Raw genomic sequence first — 18,852 nt, 5'->3', positions numbered from 1 at the left:
CGGCATCGCTCCTTTGGGAACGATAGGCGGGCCGGCACGGGCTTCAACGGTCAAAGGGTGCGGCACAGATCCACACCACTCCAAGCGGCTCGTCTTTTTGCACCGTTCTGCCGCGTTGTCCAGATCGTCGATGGCGCAGACATTCAAATGTCGCACCCGCACGTGCCGTTTTTGCGCCTTTTTCGTGCCGCCCCGCCGCCCCGCTTCCGCCCCGTCCCGGTTCGCTCAGCCGCCGCGCGCCGGATCCAGGAATCCGCCCGACTGGTGCGCCCACAGCTGGGCATAGAGGCCGCCGCGCGCCAGCAGGTTGTCGTGTGTGCCCTCCTCGGCGATTCGCCCCCGGTCCAGCACCACCAGCCGGTCCATCGCCGCGATGGTCGACAGCCGGTGCGCGATGGCAATCACCGTCTTGCCGTCCATCAGGTCGAACAGGCTGTCCTGGATCGCCGCCTCGATCTCGGAGTCGAGCGCCGAGGTCGCCTCGTCGAGCACCAGGACCGGCGCGTTCTTCAGCAGCACCCGCGCGATGGCGATGCGCTGGCGTTGGCCGCCCGAAAGCTTCACACCCCGCTCGCCGACATGGGCGTCCAGCCCGCGCCGCCCGTCGCGATCCTCCAGGGTGTCGACGAAGTCGAGCGCATGTGCCTTCTCCAGAGCGGCGACGACCTGCGCGCGGCTGACCTCCGGACGGCCGTAGGCGACGTTCTCGAAGATCGAGCGGTGCAGCAGCGAGGTATCCTGCGTGACCACGCCGATATGGGCGCGCAGGTCGTCCTGGCGCACCCTCGCGATGTCCTGGCCGTCGATCAGGATCCGCCCGCCCTCCAGGTCGTAGAAGCGCAGCAGCAGGTTGACCAGCGTCGATTTGCCCGCCCCCGAGCGTCCGATCAGGCCGATCTTCTCGCCCGGCCGGATGGTCAGGTCGAGCCCCTCGATCACCCCGGCCTCCTTGCCGTAGTGGAAGCGCACCGCCTCGAACACGATCTCGCCGCGCGTCACCTTGAGCGGCCCCGCCCCCGGCGCGTCGGTCACCTCGCGCTCGCGCGCGATGGTGGCGATGCCGTCCTGCACCGTGCCGACGTTCTCGAACAGGCCCGACACCTCCCACAGGATCCATTGCGACATGCCCTGCAGCCGCAGCACCAGCGCCACCGCGATCGCGATGTCGCCGGTGCTGACCACGTCGCGCTGCCACAAGAGGATCGACAGCAGGCCGACGGCGAACAGGAGCAGCGTGTTCAGCGCTGTCAGCGTCGTGTTGAGCACCGTCACCAGCCGCATCTGGCGGAACACCGTGGCCATGAACGCGGTCATCGACCCCTTGGCATGGGCCTCCTCGCGCGCGGCATGGGAGAACAGCTTGACCGTGGCGATGTTGGAATAGGCGTCGACCACGTGCCCGGTCATGATCGAGCGCGCGTCGGCCTGCTCGCGGGAGACGTCCTTGAGCCTCGGGATGAAGACGCGCAGCACCAGAACATAGGCGACGAGCCAGGCCAGGAACGGCGCGGCCAGGCGCACGTTGGCCTCCGCGACCACCACCACCGCCGCGGTGAAATACACCGAGACATAGACCAGGATGTCGGCGACGCGGGTCACCACCTCGCGCACGGCGAGCGCCGTCTGCATCAGCTTGTTGGCGATCCGGCCGGCGAAGTCGTTCTGGTAGAACGCGATCGACTGGCGCAGCAGGTATCGGTGGACGCGCCAGCGCACCGACATCGGATAGGTCCCGACCAGGCCCTGGTGGAACAGCAGCTCCCACAGGAGATGCGCCAGCGGCAGCAGCACCAGGATCACGGTCGCCATCCAGGCGAGCCGGCCCCAGTTGTCGGAAAAGAAGCTCTCCCGGCTCTCCGTCCCCAACCAGTTCACCAGGTCGCCGAGGAAGGTGAAGATCGTCACCTCCAGCACGGCGATCACCGCGCCGAGCGCGGAGACGGCGGCTAGGATCGGCCACACCGGCCTGGTGTAGTGCCAGCAGAAGGCCACGAATCCCTTCGGCGGGACCGTCAGGGTCTCGTCCGCGAACGGATCGACGAGACGCTCGAAGCGGCGGAACATGGCTGTCTCCTTGCGAACGGGCCGGCGCTGTCCGCCCGGACCCGTCATCGGATTGCGGCGGAACGGATCGGCGTCGCGGCTGCCCCGCCATGGGCAGGTGCGCTGGCCGGCAGACCCGTTCTGGGATCGGAAGATGGAAACGGCAGGCGCTAGGCCTGCCGGGGCGACCGGACGAGGGCGGCGGATGGAATGCACGAACACATGATGCGCATTGAGGCCCTCCTTCGGCAGCTGGAAACGAAAAGGGAAAAACGGGAAACGGAAACGGCGCCACCCTGTCGGCGACACCGGTCCTCAATTACAGCAAAGGGGACCTGCGGAAAAGCGCCGTCCCCCGGAAGCAGGCCGTTTCGCGGCGCCTTGTGACCGCGAGGCCACAAGGCAGACCGCAGCATCGCGAGCGCGTCAGGCGGCCCGGATGCTGGTGAGGAACTGGCTTACCTTGCTCTGAAGGTCGCCGGACAGGCCGTCGAGGTCGTCGGCGGCCTCCTGCATCGCCGTCGAGGCGGAGCGGCTGGCCGCCATCGCATCGGCCAGGCGCGAGACGTTGTCGCCGACCCTGTCGGTGCTGGTGTTGGCGATCGCCACACTGCGGCCGATCTGGCTGGTCGCCACGCCCTGTTCCTGCACCGATGCCCGCACCGTGCAGGAGATTTCGTTGATGCGGTCGATGGTGCCCGCGATCGAGCGGATGGCCTCGACGGCCTGTTCCGCGACGGTCTGCACCGATGCCACCTGAACGGTGATCTCCTCGGTCGCCTTGGTCGTCTGTCCGGCGAGCGCCTTCACCTCGCTGGCGACGACGGCGAAGCCCCGACCCGCCTCGCCGGCACGCGCTGCCTCGATAGTGGCGTTCAGCGCCAGCAGATTGGTCTGGCTGGCGATCTGGCTGATGAGCTCGACCACTTCGCCGATGGCGCGGCCCGTCTCGGACAGGCGGCCGACGATCGCATCGGTCTTGCGCGCCTCCTCCACGGCGGTTCCCGCGATTTCCGAGGCCAGCGTGACGTCTCGGCCGATGCCGTCGATCGAGCGGGCCAGCGTTTCCGTCGCCGCGGAGACCGAGGTGACGGACTGGCTGGCCTCCCCAGCGGCAACCGACACGCCGTCGACCGCATGCGCCGAGGTGGCGACCGCCGACTGGAGGTGTTCCGAATTCTCGCCGACCACGCGCGCCGCCTTGGACAGGGCATCGACGACGCCGATGACCGAGCGCTCGAAATCGACCGCCACGTCGTCCATCAGCGCGCGACGCTCGTCCTCCATCTGTTGCTGCTGCGCGGCCTGGCGCGCCATGTCTTCCTGGGCACGGGCAGCCAGCTTGCCGCGGAAGGCGACGACCGAGCGCGCGATCGCCCCGATCTCGTCACCCCGGTCGGCGCCGTCAATGTCGATCTCGAAATCGCCGTCCGACAGGCGGTCGAGGCCCGACTGCAACCGCTTCAGCGGCCGCGCCACGCCGAGCGCCAGCATGACGGCGAGGGCAAGAAACAACGCGCCCACCGGCATACAGACGAGAACGATCTGCACCATCTGGTCGAGGATCAGTCCGTCGACGCGGCTCGCGGCGTCGGGACCGGTGAAACTCGCGGCCTGGCTCGGGTCGCCCAGCGCCTCGGTCAGCGCCTGACGGAAGACGTAGAAGGCATAGGCCGTTCCCGCCACCATGATGGCCGCCGCCGTGACGACCATGACCAGGAACCGGCCAAGCACCGTAAGCCGCAAGGCCTCGCGAAGAAGATTGATCATTGACTCGCTCGCTCCGGAAGCGTTCGCCCAACAGTCGCGGAGCTCCCCACCACAAGGCTCCCCACCGGAGATCCTCGCCACGAGCCGTAAAGATTGTGTAGCCGAAAGCTCCGCAATCGACACTTTTCACGATCGAGACCCGGAAGGTGCGTCGTAATGTCGTCGCGCCGAGCTCCGAGGACTGGCAATTGTCCGTGCCGGCGACCGGCACGCGCCGGTTCAGCCAGCGACCTGGCGCGTCGCCCAGTAGCCGAAACCGGCCGCGAACCCCGTCAGCGCCGTCCCCCACGCCACGTCGACAACTGCGACGACGATCGGCCAGTCCCTGAGCGTCGCGTAGTTGGTCATGTCGTAGGTTGCATAGGCGAAGAAGCCGAACAGCGCGCCATAGAGGACGGCCGTCGGCATCGAGCCTGCCTTCAGCGCCGGAACCACCGCGAAGATCAGGATCCCGATGACATAGACGGCGTAGAAGACCGCCGCGACCGCCAGATTGGGCTTGTCCATCATCAGGTGCCCGATCCGGTCGAAATAGAACCGGGTCGCGATCTGCGACAGCCAGATGAAGTCGACCAGCAGAAAGGCTGCCGCGGTCGCAGCATAGGCAACGAGATAGTGGGTCATTGGCTTTGCGCTTCCCGGCTCCGCTGCAGTCACGCTCGGGTTACGCCGGTGCCGGTTTTTTGGATCACTGCCCGGCGGCGCCGTCATGCCGGACAACCTCTTCCGCATCAGCCTCCACCGTCAGGAAACCGCCGGACTGGCGGTCCCACAAGTTGGCGTAGAGCCCGCGCCGGGCGAGCAAGTCGTCGTGGCGCCCCTGTTCGACGATGCGTCCGCCGTCCATGACGATCAACCGGTCCATCGCCGCGATGGTCGACAGCCGGTGCGCGATGGCGATCACGGTCTTGCCGGCCATCAGCTCGGTGAGGTTCTCCTGGATCGCGGCCTCGATTTCGGAGTCGAGCGCCGAGGTCGCCTCGTCGAGCACCAGGATCGGCGCGTTCTTCAGCAGCACCCGGGCGATGGCGATGCGCTGGCGCTGGCCCCCGGACAGCTTGACGCCGCGCTCGCCGACATGGGCGTCGAAGCCTATCCGTCCCTTCGCATCGCGCAGGCCCTCGATGAACGCCAGCGCATGGGCCCGCTCCGCCGCCCGCCGCAGCGCCGCCTCGTCGGCCTCCGGCCTGCCGTAGAGGATGTTGTCGCGTATGGAGCGATGCAGCAGCGAGGTGTCCTGCGACACCATTCCGATCTGCCGCCTGAGAGACGCCTGCGTCACCCGCCCGATGTCCTGGCCGTCGATCAGGATCCGTCCCGCCTCGACGTCGTAGAACCGCAGCAGCAGGTTGGCGAGCGTCGACTTGCCCGCGCCGGACGGCCCAACGACGCCAATCTTCTCGCCCGGCTCGATACTGAACGACAGCGAGTCGATGACGCCGCCCCTGCGCCCGTAGTGGAACCGTACGCCCTCGAAGTCGATCCGGCCCTCGGTGACGACCAGGTCCGGCGCCGACGGCGCGTCGGTCAGCGCGATCGGCCTGACGATCATGTCCATGCTGTCCTGCAGGGTGCCCATGGTGCGGAACAGGCCATTGAGCTGGCCGAGCATGCGGTTGAGCAGGAGGTTCAGCCGCAGCACGAGCCCGAGCGTCAGGGCGACCTCGCCGACCGACACCGTCCCCGCCTGCCAGAACAGCAAGGTCAGGCCGGCGATCAGCACCATCATCGTGCCGCTGAGCAGCGCCATCAGGCCGCGCACCGCCGTCAGGCTGCGGGTGAAGCGCCGCAGGACGTCGAGATAGACGCCGTAGCCGATGCGCACGCCCTGTTCCTCGCCGCCGCGGGTGCCGAACAGCTTGACCGTCTGAATGTTGGTGTAGGTGTCGACCAGCCGCCCCGTCACGCCCGAGGCGGCATGCGCCGTGCCCTTGGCGAGCGTGCGGATCCGCGGCACGTAGATCCGCGCGATCGCCGCGAACAGAACCAGCCACAGCGCGACCGCCGCGCCGAGCCACAGGTCGAGATCGGCGACCAGCAGCAGCGTCGCAAGGGCGTAGACGACGATGTACCAGACCGTCTGCAGCAGCGTCGTCATGAACTCGGCCGCCGACTGCCCCGCCTGCCAGACCTTGGCGGAGATACGCCCGGCGAACTCGTCGTGGAAGAACGACAGGCTCTGGTCCATGATCCGCCGGTGCGCCTGCCAGCGCACCAAGTTGGTGAAGCCCGGCACCACCGTCTGTTCCTCGACCAGCGCCGTCAAGGTGGCGACCGCCGTGCGCAGCACCAGCACCACCCCGGCCATCGCCAGCAGCACCGGACCGTGCCGGCTGAACAGGTCCGCCCTGGCGTCAGCCTGCAGCATGTCGACGATCATGCCGATGAAGCTGTAAATTCCCGCCTCGATCGCCGCCGTGATTCCGCCCAGCGCCAGCATGAGCACGAACGGCCAGCGCGCCTGGCGCACGAAGTGCATCAGGAACGCCGCCCCGCTGCTCGGCATGTCGGAGCCCGGTCCCCCCGGCCCCTTGCCGAAAGGGTCGATCCAGCGCTCGAAGAGGCGGTAGAGAGATTCCAAGGTTCGGACTCCTGACGGTCCGGCCGAACGGTCGGTCGCCCCCCGTCGCTTACAGCAGCACGGGGCCGGCATCAAATCTCCGGCCCGGACATAGATGGGGCGCGACGGCAAAACGGCGATGCCGCCGCGTGACAGCCGCGTGTCCGCGGTGCTATTCGGGCGCAAACGATGGGTCGGCGCGGAATTTCGCGGTTTCTGGCAGGTCTCCGGCAGGTCTCCGGCAGGTCTCCGGCAGGTCTCCGGTAGGTCTCCGGTAGGTCTCCGGCAGGTCTCCATCCACCGCAAACGCACGGAACCGATGCCCGATCTGGCCCTCTTCCAGCCCAACATTCCGCAGAACACCGGCACGATCCTGCGCCTGGCGGCCTGCATGGGCGTCGCCGTCCACCTCATCGAGCCAGCCGGATTTCCCTTGTCCGACAGTGCCTTGAGGCGCACCGGAATGGACTATCTGGAGCGCGCCGCCCTGATCCGCCACCTCGACTGGCCCGCCTTCGAAGCCTGGCGCAGGGCCGAAGGCCGCCGCCTCGTCCTGCTGACCACGAAATCCGCCGATCCCTATCCGCATTTCCCCTTCCAGGTGTCGGATATCCTGCTTTTCGGCCGCGAGTCGGCCGGCGTCCCTGCCGCCGTCCACGAGGCTGCGGACGCGCGCCTGACGATCCCGATGGTCGCGGGCCTGCGCTCCCTCAACGTCGCGGTTTCCGCGGCCATGGTGCTCGGCGAGGCCTTGCGCCAGACCGCCGCCTTCCCGCCTGCGCCGGCCGGCTAAACCGTTTTGGCCTTTGTCGGTCGGACTGCTAGAAAGGCCGCAACGAACGACCCGATCCGAGGAAAGCCCATGACCTCTTCCCCCACGGACCAGCGCGGCGGCCCTGTTCCGGACGCCATCGAAACCAAGAAGATCACCGCCGCCACCTGGTTCGAAGATCTCCGCGACCGCATCTGTTCCGCCTTCGAAACCCTCGAGGACGAGATAGGCGCACGCGGCGGCCCGCTGTCGGACAAGCCCGCCGGCCGTTTCGTGCGCACGCCCTGGGAGCGCACGGACGCCTCCGGCGCCAAGGGCGGCGGCGGCGTCATGTCGCTCATGCACGGACGCGTGTTCGAGAAGGTCGGAGTGCACGTATCCACCGTCCACGGCGCGTTTTCTCCCGAATTCCGGGGCCAGATCCCCGGCGCCTCGGAGGATCCGCGCTTCTGGGCCTCTGGCATCAGCCTGATCGCGCACCTGCACAATCCCCATGTGCCGGCCGTGCACATGAACACCCGGATGGTGGTCACCAGCCGCCAGTGGTTCGGCGGCGGCGCCGATCTTACCCCTGTGCTCGATGCCCGCCGCACGCAGGAAGATCCCGACACCGTCGCCTTTCACGCCGCCATGAAGGCCGCCTGCGCGCCCCATGCCTGCGCCGACTACGACCGCTACAAAGCGTGGTGCGACGAGTATTTCTTCCTGCCCCACCGCAACGAACCGCGCGGCATCGGCGGCATCTTCTACGACTACCTGCACTCCAGGGACTGGGACGCCGACTTCGCCTTCACCCGCGACGTCGGCCTCGCCTTCCTCGACGTCTATCCGAGGCTGGTGCGGGCCAATTTCGAGAAACCGTGGTCGGAAGCGGAGCGCGAGGAACAACTCATCCGGCGCGGTCGCTACGTCGAGTACAACCTGCTCTACGACCGCGGCACCATCTTCGGCCTGAAGACCGGCGGCAACGTCGCCTCGATCCTGTCGTCGCTGCCGCCCGTGGTGAAGTGGCCTTGACGGCTTGAAAGAATTGCAGAAATTTCCCAGGCCTACGCCGTGCCGCGGGTGTCTTCGGCCAGGCGGAGCAGGTCCTCGCGCGTCATCGTGTAGTCGCTGTCCATGAACGCGGCCCTCAGCCGCGCCAGCACCGCGCCCAGCGCCGGCCCCGCGGCGACACCTTGCTTCAGGAGGTCCCGGCCGCCGACCGGGAACATCGGGATCGGCCAGTTCCGGGCCAGGCCGAGAAGGGATTTCCAGGTCTCGTCGTAGGCTTCCCCGCCGCTGCGGGCCCAGGCGAGGAGCGCGCCATCGATCGCCGGCTGGCGCCCATCCGTGAACAGCACACCCCGGATGCCACGCTCGTCCGCACCGTGGGCGAGCTGGGCCGCAGCCCGGTGGGCGCGCATCATCCGCTCCCGCTCGGCGTTGGATAGCCGAAATCTGCTCACCAGCCGGTCCAGATCTTCCTCCACGAAGCCGGACAGCGCCACCAGGCAGACCGGCGCCTCCTGTGCCTCCGGGGCGACCCGGTCCAGCCGCCTCAGTGCCTCGAAATCCACCAGCCGGCCGACGCCTCCGGTCACGATTTCAAGGATCCCGCAACTCTCCATCAGACGGATGACGCCCGGCGCGCCGGCGGTGGTCACCAGCCGCTTGACCTCCATGCCGACCCGTTCCGCAGACAGCCGCCGCAAGCCGTCCCGCGCCCGGATCGCCGCATGCAACCCGTCCGGATCCGGCTGTCCGACACCATAGGCCGCGTGAATGCGGAAAAATCTCAGGATTCTGAGGTAATCCTCGCGGATGCGCTCGGCCGCATCGCCGATGAACCGTACCCGTCGTGCCAGGCAATCCTCGTAGCCGCCGATCGGATCGTCGATCCGCCCATGGCGGTCGACGTAGAGCGCGTTCATCGTGAAATCGCGCCGCCGCGCATCGTGGCTCCAGTCCCGGCCGAAGCGTACCACCGCATGCCGCCCGAAGGTCTCGACATCCTCGCGCAGCGTTGTGACCTCGTAGGCTATCCCCGAACTCACGACGGTTACCGTACCGTGGTCTATCCCCGTCGGCACCGGCTTGAGGCCATGTGCAAGGGCCCGTTTCATCACGGTGGCAGGCTCTGCGGTCGTGGCGATATCCACGTCCGCGACCGGAACCCCGAGCAGCGTGTTGCGCACCGCCCCGCCGACCGCGCGTGCCTCGTCACCGTCCTGCTCGAGCGCCTCGAACACCTGCTGGATCGATTGGGCGGTCAGCCAGGGGGCATCGGACAGGGAGCGCATGGCGGCCTATTCGAACCGGCCGGGAACGAACACGCCGTCGCGTATCTCGGCCGGCCTGTACTCCAGCCCTTCCGGCGACTTGTCGAACGAGGCCATCAGGCCGAGGCTGATGCTGACCAGCACCGCGCCGACGATGACCAGCCAGGCAATCGGCCCCTTGCGCCAGTTTTCGGAGGTCTGCTCCTTTTTCGACACCCAGAGCCAGAGCGCGTAGAACGCGAAAGGCAGCAGGAACAGGACGAGGTGGGTGAAAATAACGCGGACCATCAGCCGTACACCGTCTCATAGAGCGACCGGACGATGCCTGCGGTCACGCCCCAGATGAAGCGGTTCTGGAACGGCATGGCATAGAAATACCGCTGCTTCCCCTGCCATTCGCGGCTCTGGCGCAGGTGATTGGCCGGATTCATCAGGAAATCGAGCGGAACCTCGAACACGTCGGCAACCTCGTTCGGATTCGGGCGAGGCCGGATCGCGGGATCCAGGATGCCGATGACGGGCACGACCCGATAGCCGGACCCGGTGAGATAGGGACACAGCCGGCCGACGGTTTCCACCGCCGAGGCCTCGATACCGACTTCCTCGAAGGTTTCCCGGATCGCCGCGGCCTCCGGGCCGGCATCCTGCGGATCGATCTTGCCGCCCGGAAACGCCACCTGGCCGGCATGGGCCTGCAGGTGGTCCGTCCGGAGCGTCAACAGGACCGTCGCCCGGTCGCCCCGGTCGACGATAGGGATTAGAACGGCAGCGTCGCGCGGTGGTCCGGACCATGTCGCATAGGGCCCAAGGTCGGGATTGAGAATATGGTCACCCGTATCGCGGGGCGGATGCACGGGAATGCGCCGGGATGCCCGTTCGCGGAAATCCGCGACGGAGAATGCCGCCCTCTCGCAGGTTGAAGCGTTGTCTTCGATGATCGTCACGAATCCTTGCCGTTCCTCTCGTCGTCCGGGGGCAACGGCTCGACCGGGAAAAACACGCCGCCGCTCCAGACCCCTGTCCGCACTATGCCATCGACATCATGGTCGACAAAATCCTCTGCCAGTTCATAGAGCAACGGCCGGTTGAGCCGTGCCTCGAGCCGGCCACGAACCAGGATATAGGGTTTCAGGCCATCGTTTTCAGGATCGCGGTCAAACCGCAGCGGATGCTCGCCCCCGATCCGAACCACGTCGCCGACATTGGTGCGCACCGTCAGGACCTGCAAGTCGCCGCGTCCCTCGCGATGGAGTTCGACGCCGACGAATGGCGCGTCGTCCACCCGGATGCCGACCTTTTCCACAGGGGTCACGAGATAGTGACGACCGTCCGCATCGCAACGCAGGACCGATGCGAACAGGCGGACGAGCGCCTCGCGCCTGATTTCTGAGCCCATGTAGTGCCAGCTGCCGTCCGAGGCGATGCGCATGTCCAGGTCGCCGCAAAAGGGCGGATTCCACCTGTCGACCGGAGGCTTGGTCCGCCCGTTCGTGCCGGCGCGGGCGATCAGAGCCGCCAGGGCGGGCGACAGGTCCGTGATGGTGTCGAGCGGCTTTTCCGACATTGCCTGCGTCCTGTTCCGGTGGCCTGCCATGATTCCGCCGCGCTGACGGCCTGTGATCCGAGCCGGGAACGGTGGCCGTATGGGGTGCAGGCGCTCCGATCGCGATAAATAGCGGCTTATCTCTGACGGGATATGGTGTCAAACTTCGACGGGATATGGTGTCAAACTTCGCGGATCGCACCTGACGCAGCACACCCGTCCCGACAGCGAAGCGCGTCCGGCGGGACCGCTTGTTGGAATACCGGCGTGGAACCAGGGTTGAAACAGCAAAGGTCGACCATGAGCGCAATGAGCCCCAGCCCCGAGCTAGACCCGGCACGGATCGTCCAGGACGCGGAAGCGGCCGTCGAGAAGATCAATCAGGCCCGTACGGACATCGCCCGCGTCATCTTCGGCCAGGAAGACGTGGTCGAGCGAACGCTGGTCACCATCCTGTCCGGGGGACACGGCCTGCTGGTCGGCGTTCCCGGCCTGGCCAAGACGAAGCTGGTCGACACGCTCGGCACGGTCCTCGGCCTCAACGCACGTCGGATCCAGTTCACGCCCGACCTCATGCCCTCCGACATCCTCGGCGCAGAGGTCATGGAGCAGGCCGCCGACGGCAGCCGCGCGTTCCGTTTCATTCCCGGACCGGTCTTTTCCCAACTGCTGATGGCCGACGAGATCAACCGCGCCAGCCCGCGCACCCAGTCGGCCCTGCTTCAGGCCATGCAGGAATACCACGTCACGGTTGCCGGCCACCCGCATGACCTGCCGCGGCCGTTCCACGTCCTGGCGACGCAGAATCCGCTCGAGCAGGAAGGCACCTATCCGCTGCCGGAAGCCCAACTCGACCGGTTCCTGATGCAGATCGACGTTCACTATCCGGACCTGGAAGCCGAGCGGCGGATCCTGCTGGAGACGACCGGAGCATCGGAAGCAAAGCCCCGGACCGTCATCCAGCCCGAGGAGTTGCAGGCCTTCCAGCAACTGGTCCGGCGCATGCCGGTCGGAGAATCCGTCGTCGAGGCCATCCTCCGCCTGGTCCGCTCCGCCCGTCCGGCGGAGAGCGGCGGAGACGACGACATCACGCGCCTGATCGCCTGGGGTCCCGGCCCCCGGGCGAGCCAGGCGCTGATGCTGACCGTGCGCGCGCGAGCCCTTGTCGAAGGGCGGTTGTCCCCGTCGATCGACGACGTTCTGGCCCTTGCCGAGCCGGTCCTGCAGCACCGCATGGCCCTGACCTTCTCAGCGCGGGCCGACGGCCATTCGATCCGTGACGTGATCGCCAGGGTCAAGGCGCGGATCGGTTAGACCAAGAGAGGCAAATGGCAACGGAACAATCCGGCCCGACCATCGACACGGAGACCTGGCCAGGAATTCTGGGACAGGCCCGCACCGTTGCGGAGGCACTGCCGGACCTGCTTGCCGAGGCCCGGCAGGTCGGAAATTCCGTCGTGTCCGGATGGCACGGCCGGCGGCGATCAGGTCCGGGCGAGAGCTTCTGGCAGTTCCGGCCCTTCGTCATGGGAGAACCGGCGAAACGGATCGACTGGCGCCGCTCGGCCCGCGACGATCACCTGTACGTGCGCGAGCGGGAATGGGAAGCCGCCCATACCATCTGGCTGTGGGCAGACCTGACGGCATCCATGGCGTTCCGCTCCCGTCTGGCTCAGGTCACCAAGCGTGACCGCGCCCTCGTGCTGCTGCTGGCCGTCGCCGACATGCTGGCCAACACGGGAGAACGGATCGGTCTACCCGGTCTGACCCGTCCTTTCGCCGATCGCAACGCCGCCGAACGGATCGCCGACGCCCTTACCCATCTCGCCGGGCCGGTCGCCTTGCCGGACACCTCGGCGGTCCGACGCTTTTCCGATGTCGTCCTCATTGCGGACTTCCTGGATCCGATCGATCAGATCGCCGCCTGGGTCGGCCGCGTCGCCGGGACCGGCGCAAGGGGACATCTGGTGCAGGTTCTGGATCCGATCGAGGAAACATTCCCGTTCGACGGCCGGGTCGAGTTCCGCGACCCGGAACACGGCATCCGCTTGACCACAGGCCGGGCCGAAGGCTGGCGCGAGGCCTACAAGGACCGTCTGGAGGCCCAGAAGGCCGGGCTCAAGGATATCGCCGCGCGCGCCGGTTGGACCTACATCCTCCATCACACGGATCGGCCGGCCTCCGAACCGCTGCTGCTCCTGCACAGCCGACTGTCCGGCGCTCCGGCGGCCCTCCTGCGGGGAGGCGAATAGCCATGCTGGGCCTGCCGCTCGCCTTTGCCTCGCCGATGATCCTGTCGGCCCTGCTGCTGCTTCCGGTCATCTGGCTCCTGCTGCGCCTGACCCCGCCGCGGCCGCGCGAGATCACGTTTCCGCCGACGCGTCTGCTCCTCGACATCGAGAAGCGCGAGGAAACGCCCCAGCGCAGTCCCTGGTGGCTGACGCTTCTGAGGCTTCTGCTCGCCGCCATCCTCATTCTTGCCCTTGCCGGCCCGATCTGGCGACCTACGGAAGAAACCGCGTGGAGGCCGGGACCGCTGTGGCTGCTCGTCGACAACGGCTGGACCTCCGCGAAGGGATGGGACGTGCAGATGGCGGCGGCCGAGCGCATCCTTGCGCGTGCGGCAAGCGAGGGAAACCCCGTCGCTCTGGTCGCGACCGCAGACGGTGTCGGTCAGCCGCTCGACCCCGTCGCGGCCGATATCGCCCTTGAAAGGTTGCGCGCCCTGCAGCCCCGCCCCTGGGACAGGGAACGAAATGCCCTCACCCTGGCCCTGCGCAAATCCGCGCGAGAAGTACCGCCGGCAATGGCGATCTGGCTGACCGACGGTTTGCAGGACGGTTCGGGCGGCGCCTTCCAGAGGGATCTCGCCGAAACGCTTGGCGACACGCCTCTGACGGTGTTCACGGGACTTCAGACGCCCCTGGGCCTCAAAGGTCTCGCGAACACCGGCGACGCCCTGACCGTCACAGCGATCCGCGGCGACGAGGACGGCCCACGCACCGTGACCGCGCGCGCCCTCGACCTCAAGGGCCTGACGATCAGCGAGCGGACGGCTGAATTTGGGCCCTCGGACAAGACCGTCGACCTGACGTTCGACCTGCCGACCGAACTGAGAAACGATATAGCGCGGGTGGAAATCGTCGGCGAGACCGCCGCTGGCGCCTTGCAGCTCGTGGATGACAGCTGGCGCCGCAGGACCGTCGGCCTGATATCAGGCGCGGCGGCCGATCTCGCCCAGCCGCTGCTGTCGCCGATCTACTATCTTCAAAGGGCCCTTTCGCCGTTCGCCGACCTTCGCATCCCGAGGCAACCGGACCTGTCGCTATCGGTCCCGCAGTTGCTGGAAGAGGGCGTGTCGGTGGTCATGCTGGCCGACGTCGGGCGGCTGCCCGACCCGGTTGCGCAGGACCTCGACCGATGGATCCGCGACGGCGGCCTTCTGGTCCGCTTCGCGGGTCCGCGGACGGCCGGGGGAACCGATGACCTGTTGCCGGTCGGCCTGCGCGCGGGCGACCGCTCGCTCGGCGGCAGCCTGTCCTGGGAAGAGCCGCAACGCCTCGCGGCGTTTTCGGCAACCTCGCCGTTTGCCGGGCAGCCGATCCCCGGTGACGTCGTTGTCAACAGGCAGGTGCTCGCCGAACCGACGGCCGACCTGACTGACCGGACGTGGGCGGCGCTCGCGGATGGAACGCCGCTCGTTACCGCGGCCGGACGGGGCCGGGGAATGGTTGTGTTCTTCCACGTCACCGCCGACACGACATGGTCGAACCTGCCGCTGTCGGGGACGTTCGTGGACCTGCTGCGCCGGATCGTCGCCCTGTCCGGAACGCAACAGGCCGAAACCGGAGGGCTGCTCGAAGGCGGAGTCGAGGAGCAGAACCTGCTGCCACCCCTTCGCCTGCTCGACGGATACGGCCGCTTCGGGCCGCCACCCGCAGACGTGACGCCAATCCCGGCGCAGGCCTTTTCGGAAACCCTGGCCAGTCGAAGGTCGCCTCCGGGGCTGTATGGATCCGACGACGGCTTCCGGGCCCTCAATCTGCTGCGCGTCGATGCAACGCTTGCAGCCCTCGGCCCGCAGACGATGGCCGGCAATGTGGACCTGCGCCCCTACGCGACCAGCGTGCCCGTCGACCTGCGAGCCGGCCTGTTCGGGCTCGCTTTCCTGCTGCTGATCGCGGATGCGGTGGCGATCATCCTGCTTGCCGGTCTCGTCAGCCGCCTGCGCCTTCGCCGCGCCGCCGCCGCAGGTGTGGTCGTCACGCTGTCAGCCTTGCTCCTGGCGAACGAAAGCCGCGCCCAGGAAACATCGGATGACATGCGCGCTCTCGAGGCAACGCTGGAAACGCGCCTCGCGTTCGTGCTGACCGGCAATCCGGAGATCGACGACGCAAGCAGGACGGGCCTTTCGGGACTGAGCCGTTTCCTCGCCGACCGTACCGCCCTCGAACCCGGAGATCCGATCGGCGTCGACCTGTCGGTCGACGAACTGGCCTTCTTCTCGCTTCTCTACTGGCCGATCGATCCGGCCGCCGCCAAGCCGGACGCCCGGTCCATGGCCCGCATCGACGCCTTCATGCGCAACGGCGGCACCATCTTGTTCGACACCCGCGATCACATCACCGCGACGACAACCGGGTTCGGCAGCACACCGGCGACGCTCAAGCTGCGCGAGATCCTCGAAGGCCTCGATGTGCCGCCGCTGGAACCCGTGCCGCCGGACCACGTGCTGACCAAGGCTTTCTATCTGCTAGAGACCTTTCCCGGCCGGTACGACACCAGTCCGCTTTGGGTGGAGGCAAGCGAAGAGCTCGGCGGGCAGGGCGGACGCCCCGTCAGGGCCGGCGATGGCGTGACGCCGATCATGATCACCGGGAACGACTTCGCCGCCGCATGGGCCGTCGACGCAAACGGCGCCTACCTCTATCCGACGGTGCCCAACGACCCGGTGCAGCGCGACTACGCGTTCCGGGCCGGCGTGAACATCGTGATGTACAGCCTCACCGGCAACTACAAGGCCGATCAGGTCCACGTTCCGGCTCTCCTGGAAAGGCTCGGCCAATGAGGGAGGACGCCCTATGATCTGGTCCGTCTCCTTTTCCCCCCTGGTGCCGCTTGCCGTTCTGCTGGCTGGTGCAGCCGTCGCCCTGGTGCTGTCGGCTCTCGGCGGGGTCATGCGCATGCGCGGCTGGCTGTTGCGCGCGCTCGCCATGGCGCTCGTCCTTCTGGCGCTCGCGAACCCTGCGGTCGAGCGCGAAGACCGCGAACCCCTGTCGAGCGTCGTTGCCCTGGTCGTCGACAAGAGCCAGAGCCAAACGCTGGCGGACCGCACGACGACCGCCGCAGCCGCAGCCGAAACCTTGAAGGAACGCATCGCCGCCCTGCCGGGATTTGAACTGCGCGTCATCGAAGCTCAGAGTTCTACCGGATCGGACGGAACCGCACTCTTCGGCGCGCTTTCGGACGGCCTGTCGGACGTCTCCCCGGACAGGATCGGCGGAGCGGTCCTAATCACCGACGGCCAGGTTCACGACGTTCCGGCGAACGCATCGGCTCTCGGGTTCAACGCACCCGTACACGCCCTAGTGACGGGGACGGCGGACGAGTTCGACCGCCGGCTGGCGCTTCAACGTGCACCGCGCTTCGGCCTCGTCGGATCCGAACAGGTCGTTACTCTCCGCCTCGCCGACAGCGGTGCGGCCCAGGGCGAAACAGATCTGGTCCGCATCGACGTCCGGCGCGATGGCGAAACCGTCTCCCAACGGTTCGTCTCCCCCGGACAGACGATCGATATCCCGGTCGACATCGCCCACGGCGGCAACAACATCTTCGAGTTCGAGGCCGAATCGCTTGCCGGCGAACTCACCACCGTGAACAACCGCGTGGTCGTCACCATCGACGGCATCCGGGAGAACCTGCGGGTCCTGCTGGTTTCTGGCTCGCCGCACGCCGGCGAACGCACCTGGCGGAACCTGCTCAAGTCGGACGCGTCGGTCGATCTGGTTCACTTCACCATCCTGCGCCCGCCGGAAAAGCAGGATGGCACGCCGATCAGCGAACTGTCCCTGATCGCCTTTCCGACCCGGGAGCTGTTTTCGGTCAAGATCGACGAGTTCGACCTCATCATCTTCGACCGTTACGAGCGCCGCGGCGTGCTGCCGATGCTTTATTTCGACAACATAGCCCGCTACGTGCGCGAAGGCGGCGCGGTATTGATCGCCGGTGGGCCGGACTATGCCGAAGGCGGCAGCCTCTACCGCACGCCCTTGGCCCCTATTCTGCCTGCCCGCCCGACCGGCCGGGTCATCGAACGTCCCTTCCATGCGCAGATCTCGGATCTCGGCGATCGTCATCCCGTTACCAGGGGCCTGCCCGGCGGCCGGTCGGACCCGCCGGACTGGAGCCGCTGGTTCCGCGCCGTGGACGCCGAAGTGACCGCTGGCGAAGTCCTCATGACCGGGCCCGACCAATCGCCGCTGCTCGTCCTCAACCGTGAGGAGGAGGGCCGCGTCGCATTGCTGCTGTCCGATCATGTCTGGCTTTGGGCGCGCGGCTTCGAAGGAGGCGGTCCCCATGTCCCGCTCCTGCGCCGCCTCGCCCACTGGCTGATGAAGGAACCCGATCTCGAGGAGGAAGCGCTGCGTCTGTCGATGCGTGGCTCGGAGCTCGTGGTCGAACGGCAAACGCTCGAGGCAGAGGTCACCGACGCGACCGTGACCGCACCGAGCGGTCGCGACACTCGCCTGACCTTCTCCGAAAGCGAGCCGGGCCTGTGGCGGGCGAGCATGCCGACGACGGAACTGGGCCTCTACACGGTCACCGATGGGTCGCGCACCACGCTCATTCACGTCGGTCCCCAGAACCCGCGGGAGTTCGCGGACGTGCTCTCGACGACCGAGCGCCTTGCGCCTGTGACCGCGGCCACCGGCGGCAGCGCGACGCGCCTGCGCGACGTCGGCGGCGACCTCTCGGTGCCGCGGATCGTCCCTCTCAAGCGCGCCGCGGACTTTTCCGGCAACGGCTGGATCGGCCTGCGCACCACCGAGGCCAGCATCCTGAAAGGCATAGACCGCTATCCGCTGTTCATCGGGCTTTTCGGCCTGGCACTGCTGCTCGGCGCACTCTCCCTCGTCTGGTACCGGGAAGGCCGGTGACGCCCGGCGCTCAACGCCCGCCGCGCACGGGTCCGCTCGGGACATCAGCGCCGTTGAGCGTCGCAATCAGCAGCCGCGCCGGATCGACAGGACCGGGAAGGGTGATCCGCCCGAACGACACCGGCAGGAAGCCCAGCGGCCCATAGTAGGGCGGATCGCCGACGAGAAGCACCGCCGTCTCACCTTGCCGGCTGGCGGCGTCGAGGGCGGTCCGCAACAGCAGCTTGCCGAGGCCGCGGTTCTTGAACTCTGGCGCAACCGTCAGCGGCCCGAGAAGCATGGCCGGCGTTTCGCCGATGCGGATCGGCGTCAACCGCACGGACCCGACGACCTCGTCTCCGGCAAGGCCGACGAAACTGAGTGCCGGATCGTGCGGAATGCCTTCGCGAATGCGGAAGGCGGTGCGGGCAAAACGGCCCGGACCGAAGGCTACGGATTGAAGATTTTCGACGGCGGCATCATCGGCCGGCACTTCGAGGCGGACAAACCAGTTGATCGGTTTCATGGCGAGCAGGTTCCTGGCAGACGTCGACGGATCGGCGCCTGTGCCTTCGGCCTGACCTCGGAACGGGTTGCGGGTCAGATGGCGAAACCACGGCGCGACAACACGGACGGGGCAATGTCCCGTCGGCACCGTCGTCGTCGCTGGTCAAAACATCCGAACACGATCGTCAATCCGCTCACGCATGCCCTTAGCGGCAGCGTCGACGCCGATACCACGCGCCGTGGTCGCAGGTCCACAAAAA

Annotated in this window: 15 protein-coding genes; 6 read left to right on the top strand and 9 right to left on the bottom strand. The window is 67.4% G+C overall.

Annotated elements, in window-relative coordinates; all coding sequences use genetic code 11:
• Positions 1-225: 225 nt before the first annotated feature.
• The 4 genes from SL003B_RS05920 to SL003B_RS05905 form a co-directional block, all read right to left on the bottom strand.
• Positions 226-2,064, bottom strand: a complete 1,839-nt coding sequence (locus SL003B_RS05920) for an ABC transporter ATP-binding protein (protein ID WP_041375401.1) — start codon at positions 2,062-2,064, stop codon at positions 226-228.
• A 405-nt stretch (positions 2,065-2,469) separates the two neighbouring features.
• Positions 2,470-3,813 carry a methyl-accepting chemotaxis protein gene (locus SL003B_RS05915; protein WP_013651915.1) on the bottom strand — a complete coding sequence of 448 codons (1,344 nt, stop codon included), beginning with the start codon at positions 3,811-3,813 and terminating at the stop codon, positions 2,470-2,472.
• Positions 3,814-4,032: 219 nt separating this feature from the next.
• The gene (locus SL003B_RS05910) at positions 4,033-4,437 is read right to left on the bottom strand and encodes a DUF2177 family protein (RefSeq protein ID WP_013651914.1); all 405 of its coding nucleotides are present in this window, start codon (positions 4,435-4,437) and stop codon (positions 4,033-4,035) included.
• Between the two features lie 64 nt (positions 4,438-4,501).
• Positions 4,502-6,394, bottom strand: coding sequence for an ABC transporter ATP-binding protein (locus SL003B_RS05905; RefSeq protein WP_013651913.1), 1,893 nt, complete (start codon positions 6,392-6,394; stop codon positions 4,502-4,504).
• A 298-nt stretch (positions 6,395-6,692) separates the two neighbouring features.
• Here SL003B_RS05905 and SL003B_RS05900 point away from each other — a divergent pair, with 298 nt between their 5' ends.
• Together SL003B_RS05900 and hemF are read left to right on the top strand one after the other, a co-directional pair.
• Entirely contained in the window at positions 6,693-7,166 is a 474-nt protein-coding gene (locus SL003B_RS05900; RefSeq protein WP_013651912.1) for a tRNA (cytidine(34)-2'-O)-methyltransferase, read from the top strand.
• Positions 7,167-7,235: 69 nt separating this feature from the next.
• Positions 7,236-8,162, top strand: a complete 927-nt coding sequence (gene hemF / locus SL003B_RS05895) for an oxygen-dependent coproporphyrinogen oxidase (RefSeq protein WP_013651911.1) — start codon at positions 7,236-7,238, stop codon at positions 8,160-8,162.
• 32 nt (positions 8,163-8,194) lie between these two features.
• Here hemF and SL003B_RS05890 read toward each other — a convergent pair whose 3' ends face one another.
• From SL003B_RS05890 to SL003B_RS05875, 4 genes are read right to left on the bottom strand one after another with little or no spacing between them, the layout of a single operon-like run.
• The gene (locus SL003B_RS05890) at positions 8,195-9,427 is read right to left on the bottom strand and encodes a CCA tRNA nucleotidyltransferase (protein WP_013651910.1); all 1,233 of its coding nucleotides are present in this window, start codon (positions 9,425-9,427) and stop codon (positions 8,195-8,197) included.
• A 6-nt stretch (positions 9,428-9,433) separates the two neighbouring features.
• Positions 9,434-9,694, bottom strand: a complete 261-nt coding sequence (locus SL003B_RS05885) for a DUF6111 family protein (RefSeq protein ID WP_013651909.1) — start codon at positions 9,692-9,694, stop codon at positions 9,434-9,436.
• Positions 9,694-10,350 carry a CoA pyrophosphatase gene (locus tag SL003B_RS05880; RefSeq protein ID WP_013651908.1) on the bottom strand — a complete coding sequence of 219 codons (657 nt, stop codon included), beginning with the start codon at positions 10,348-10,350 and terminating at the stop codon, positions 9,694-9,696. The genes SL003B_RS05885 and SL003B_RS05880 overlap by 1 nt, the downstream gene beginning before the upstream one ends.
• Positions 10,347-10,970, bottom strand: coding sequence for a DUF1285 domain-containing protein (locus SL003B_RS05875; RefSeq protein ID WP_013651907.1), 624 nt, complete (start codon positions 10,968-10,970; stop codon positions 10,347-10,349). The genes SL003B_RS05880 and SL003B_RS05875 overlap by 4 nt, the downstream gene beginning before the upstream one ends.
• Positions 10,971-11,249: 279 nt before the next feature.
• On the opposite strand from SL003B_RS05875, the gene SL003B_RS05870 reads away from it, so the two are divergent.
• Genes SL003B_RS05870 through SL003B_RS05855 form a run of 4 tightly spaced genes read left to right on the top strand, consistent with a single transcriptional unit; the run spans position 11,250 to position 18,106 of the window.
• Positions 11,250-12,263 carry an AAA family ATPase gene (locus SL003B_RS05870; RefSeq protein WP_049792553.1) on the top strand — a complete coding sequence of 338 codons (1,014 nt, stop codon included), beginning with the start codon at positions 11,250-11,252 and terminating at the stop codon, positions 12,261-12,263.
• Positions 12,264-12,277: 14 nt separating this feature from the next.
• Positions 12,278-13,201 (top strand): DUF58 domain-containing protein, encoded by a 924-nt coding sequence (locus tag SL003B_RS05865; protein WP_013651905.1) that lies wholly within the window; start codon positions 12,278-12,280, stop codon positions 13,199-13,201.
• A gap of 2 nt (positions 13,202-13,203) precedes the next feature.
• Positions 13,204-16,017, top strand: a complete 2,814-nt coding sequence (locus SL003B_RS05860; RefSeq protein ID WP_013651904.1) for a DUF4159 domain-containing protein — start codon at positions 13,204-13,206, stop codon at positions 16,015-16,017.
• 13 nt (positions 16,018-16,030) lie between these two features.
• The gene (locus SL003B_RS05855) at positions 16,031-18,106 is read left to right on the top strand and encodes a membrane protein (protein WP_013651903.1); all 2,076 of its coding nucleotides are present in this window, start codon (positions 16,031-16,033) and stop codon (positions 18,104-18,106) included.
• Between the two features lie 10 nt (positions 18,107-18,116).
• On the opposite strand, the gene SL003B_RS05850 is transcribed toward SL003B_RS05855, so the two are convergent.
• Positions 18,117-18,611 (bottom strand): GNAT family N-acetyltransferase, encoded by a 495-nt coding sequence (locus SL003B_RS05850; protein ID WP_041375399.1) that lies wholly within the window; start codon positions 18,609-18,611, stop codon positions 18,117-18,119.
• Positions 18,612-18,852: the final 241 nt, after the last annotated feature.

Origin of the sequence: Polymorphum gilvum SL003B-26A1 (genome assembly GCF_000192745.1) — a bacterium.
Taxonomy (GTDB): Bacteria; Pseudomonadota; Alphaproteobacteria; order Rhizobiales; family Stappiaceae; genus Polymorphum; species Polymorphum gilvum.
The sequence above is the reverse complement of the archived record's forward strand: the minus strand, read 5'-3'. Positions and strand labels throughout refer to the sequence as shown.

What these genes read in the sequence shown, in the direction of transcription:
- SL003B_RS05850 (WP_041375399.1), bottom strand. Translation starts at nt 18,611, where the DNA reads ATGAAACCGATCAACTGGTTTGTCCGCCTCGAAGTGCCGGCCGATGAT.
- SL003B_RS05890 (WP_013651910.1), bottom strand. Translation starts at nt 9,427, where the DNA reads ATGCGCTCCCTGTCCGATGCCCCCTGGCTGACCGCCCAATCGATCCAG.
- SL003B_RS05910 (WP_013651914.1), bottom strand. Translation starts at nt 4,437, where the DNA reads ATGACCCACTATCTCGTTGCCTATGCTGCGACCGCGGCAGCCTTTCTG.
- SL003B_RS05865 (WP_013651905.1), top strand. Translation starts at nt 12,278, where the DNA reads ATGGCAACGGAACAATCCGGCCCGACCATCGACACGGAGACCTGGCCA.
- SL003B_RS05885 (WP_013651909.1), bottom strand. Translation starts at nt 9,694, where the DNA reads ATGGTCCGCGTTATTTTCACCCACCTCGTCCTGTTCCTGCTGCCTTTC.
- SL003B_RS05860 (WP_013651904.1), top strand. Translation starts at nt 13,204, where the DNA reads ATGCTGGGCCTGCCGCTCGCCTTTGCCTCGCCGATGATCCTGTCGGCC.
- SL003B_RS05855 (WP_013651903.1), top strand. Translation starts at nt 16,031, where the DNA reads ATGATCTGGTCCGTCTCCTTTTCCCCCCTGGTGCCGCTTGCCGTTCTG.
- SL003B_RS05915 (WP_013651915.1), bottom strand. Translation starts at nt 3,813, where the DNA reads ATGATCAATCTTCTTCGCGAGGCCTTGCGGCTTACGGTGCTTGGCCGG.
- SL003B_RS05920 (WP_041375401.1), bottom strand. Translation starts at nt 2,064, where the DNA reads ATGTTCCGCCGCTTCGAGCGTCTCGTCGATCCGTTCGCGGACGAGACC.
- SL003B_RS05875 (WP_013651907.1), bottom strand. Translation starts at nt 10,970, where the DNA reads ATGTCGGAAAAGCCGCTCGACACCATCACGGACCTGTCGCCCGCCCTG.
- SL003B_RS05870 (WP_049792553.1), top strand. Translation starts at nt 11,250, where the DNA reads ATGAGCGCAATGAGCCCCAGCCCCGAGCTAGACCCGGCACGGATCGTC.
- hemF (WP_013651911.1), top strand. Translation starts at nt 7,236, where the DNA reads ATGACCTCTTCCCCCACGGACCAGCGCGGCGGCCCTGTTCCGGACGCC.
- SL003B_RS05900 (WP_013651912.1), top strand. Translation starts at nt 6,693, where the DNA reads ATGCCCGATCTGGCCCTCTTCCAGCCCAACATTCCGCAGAACACCGGC.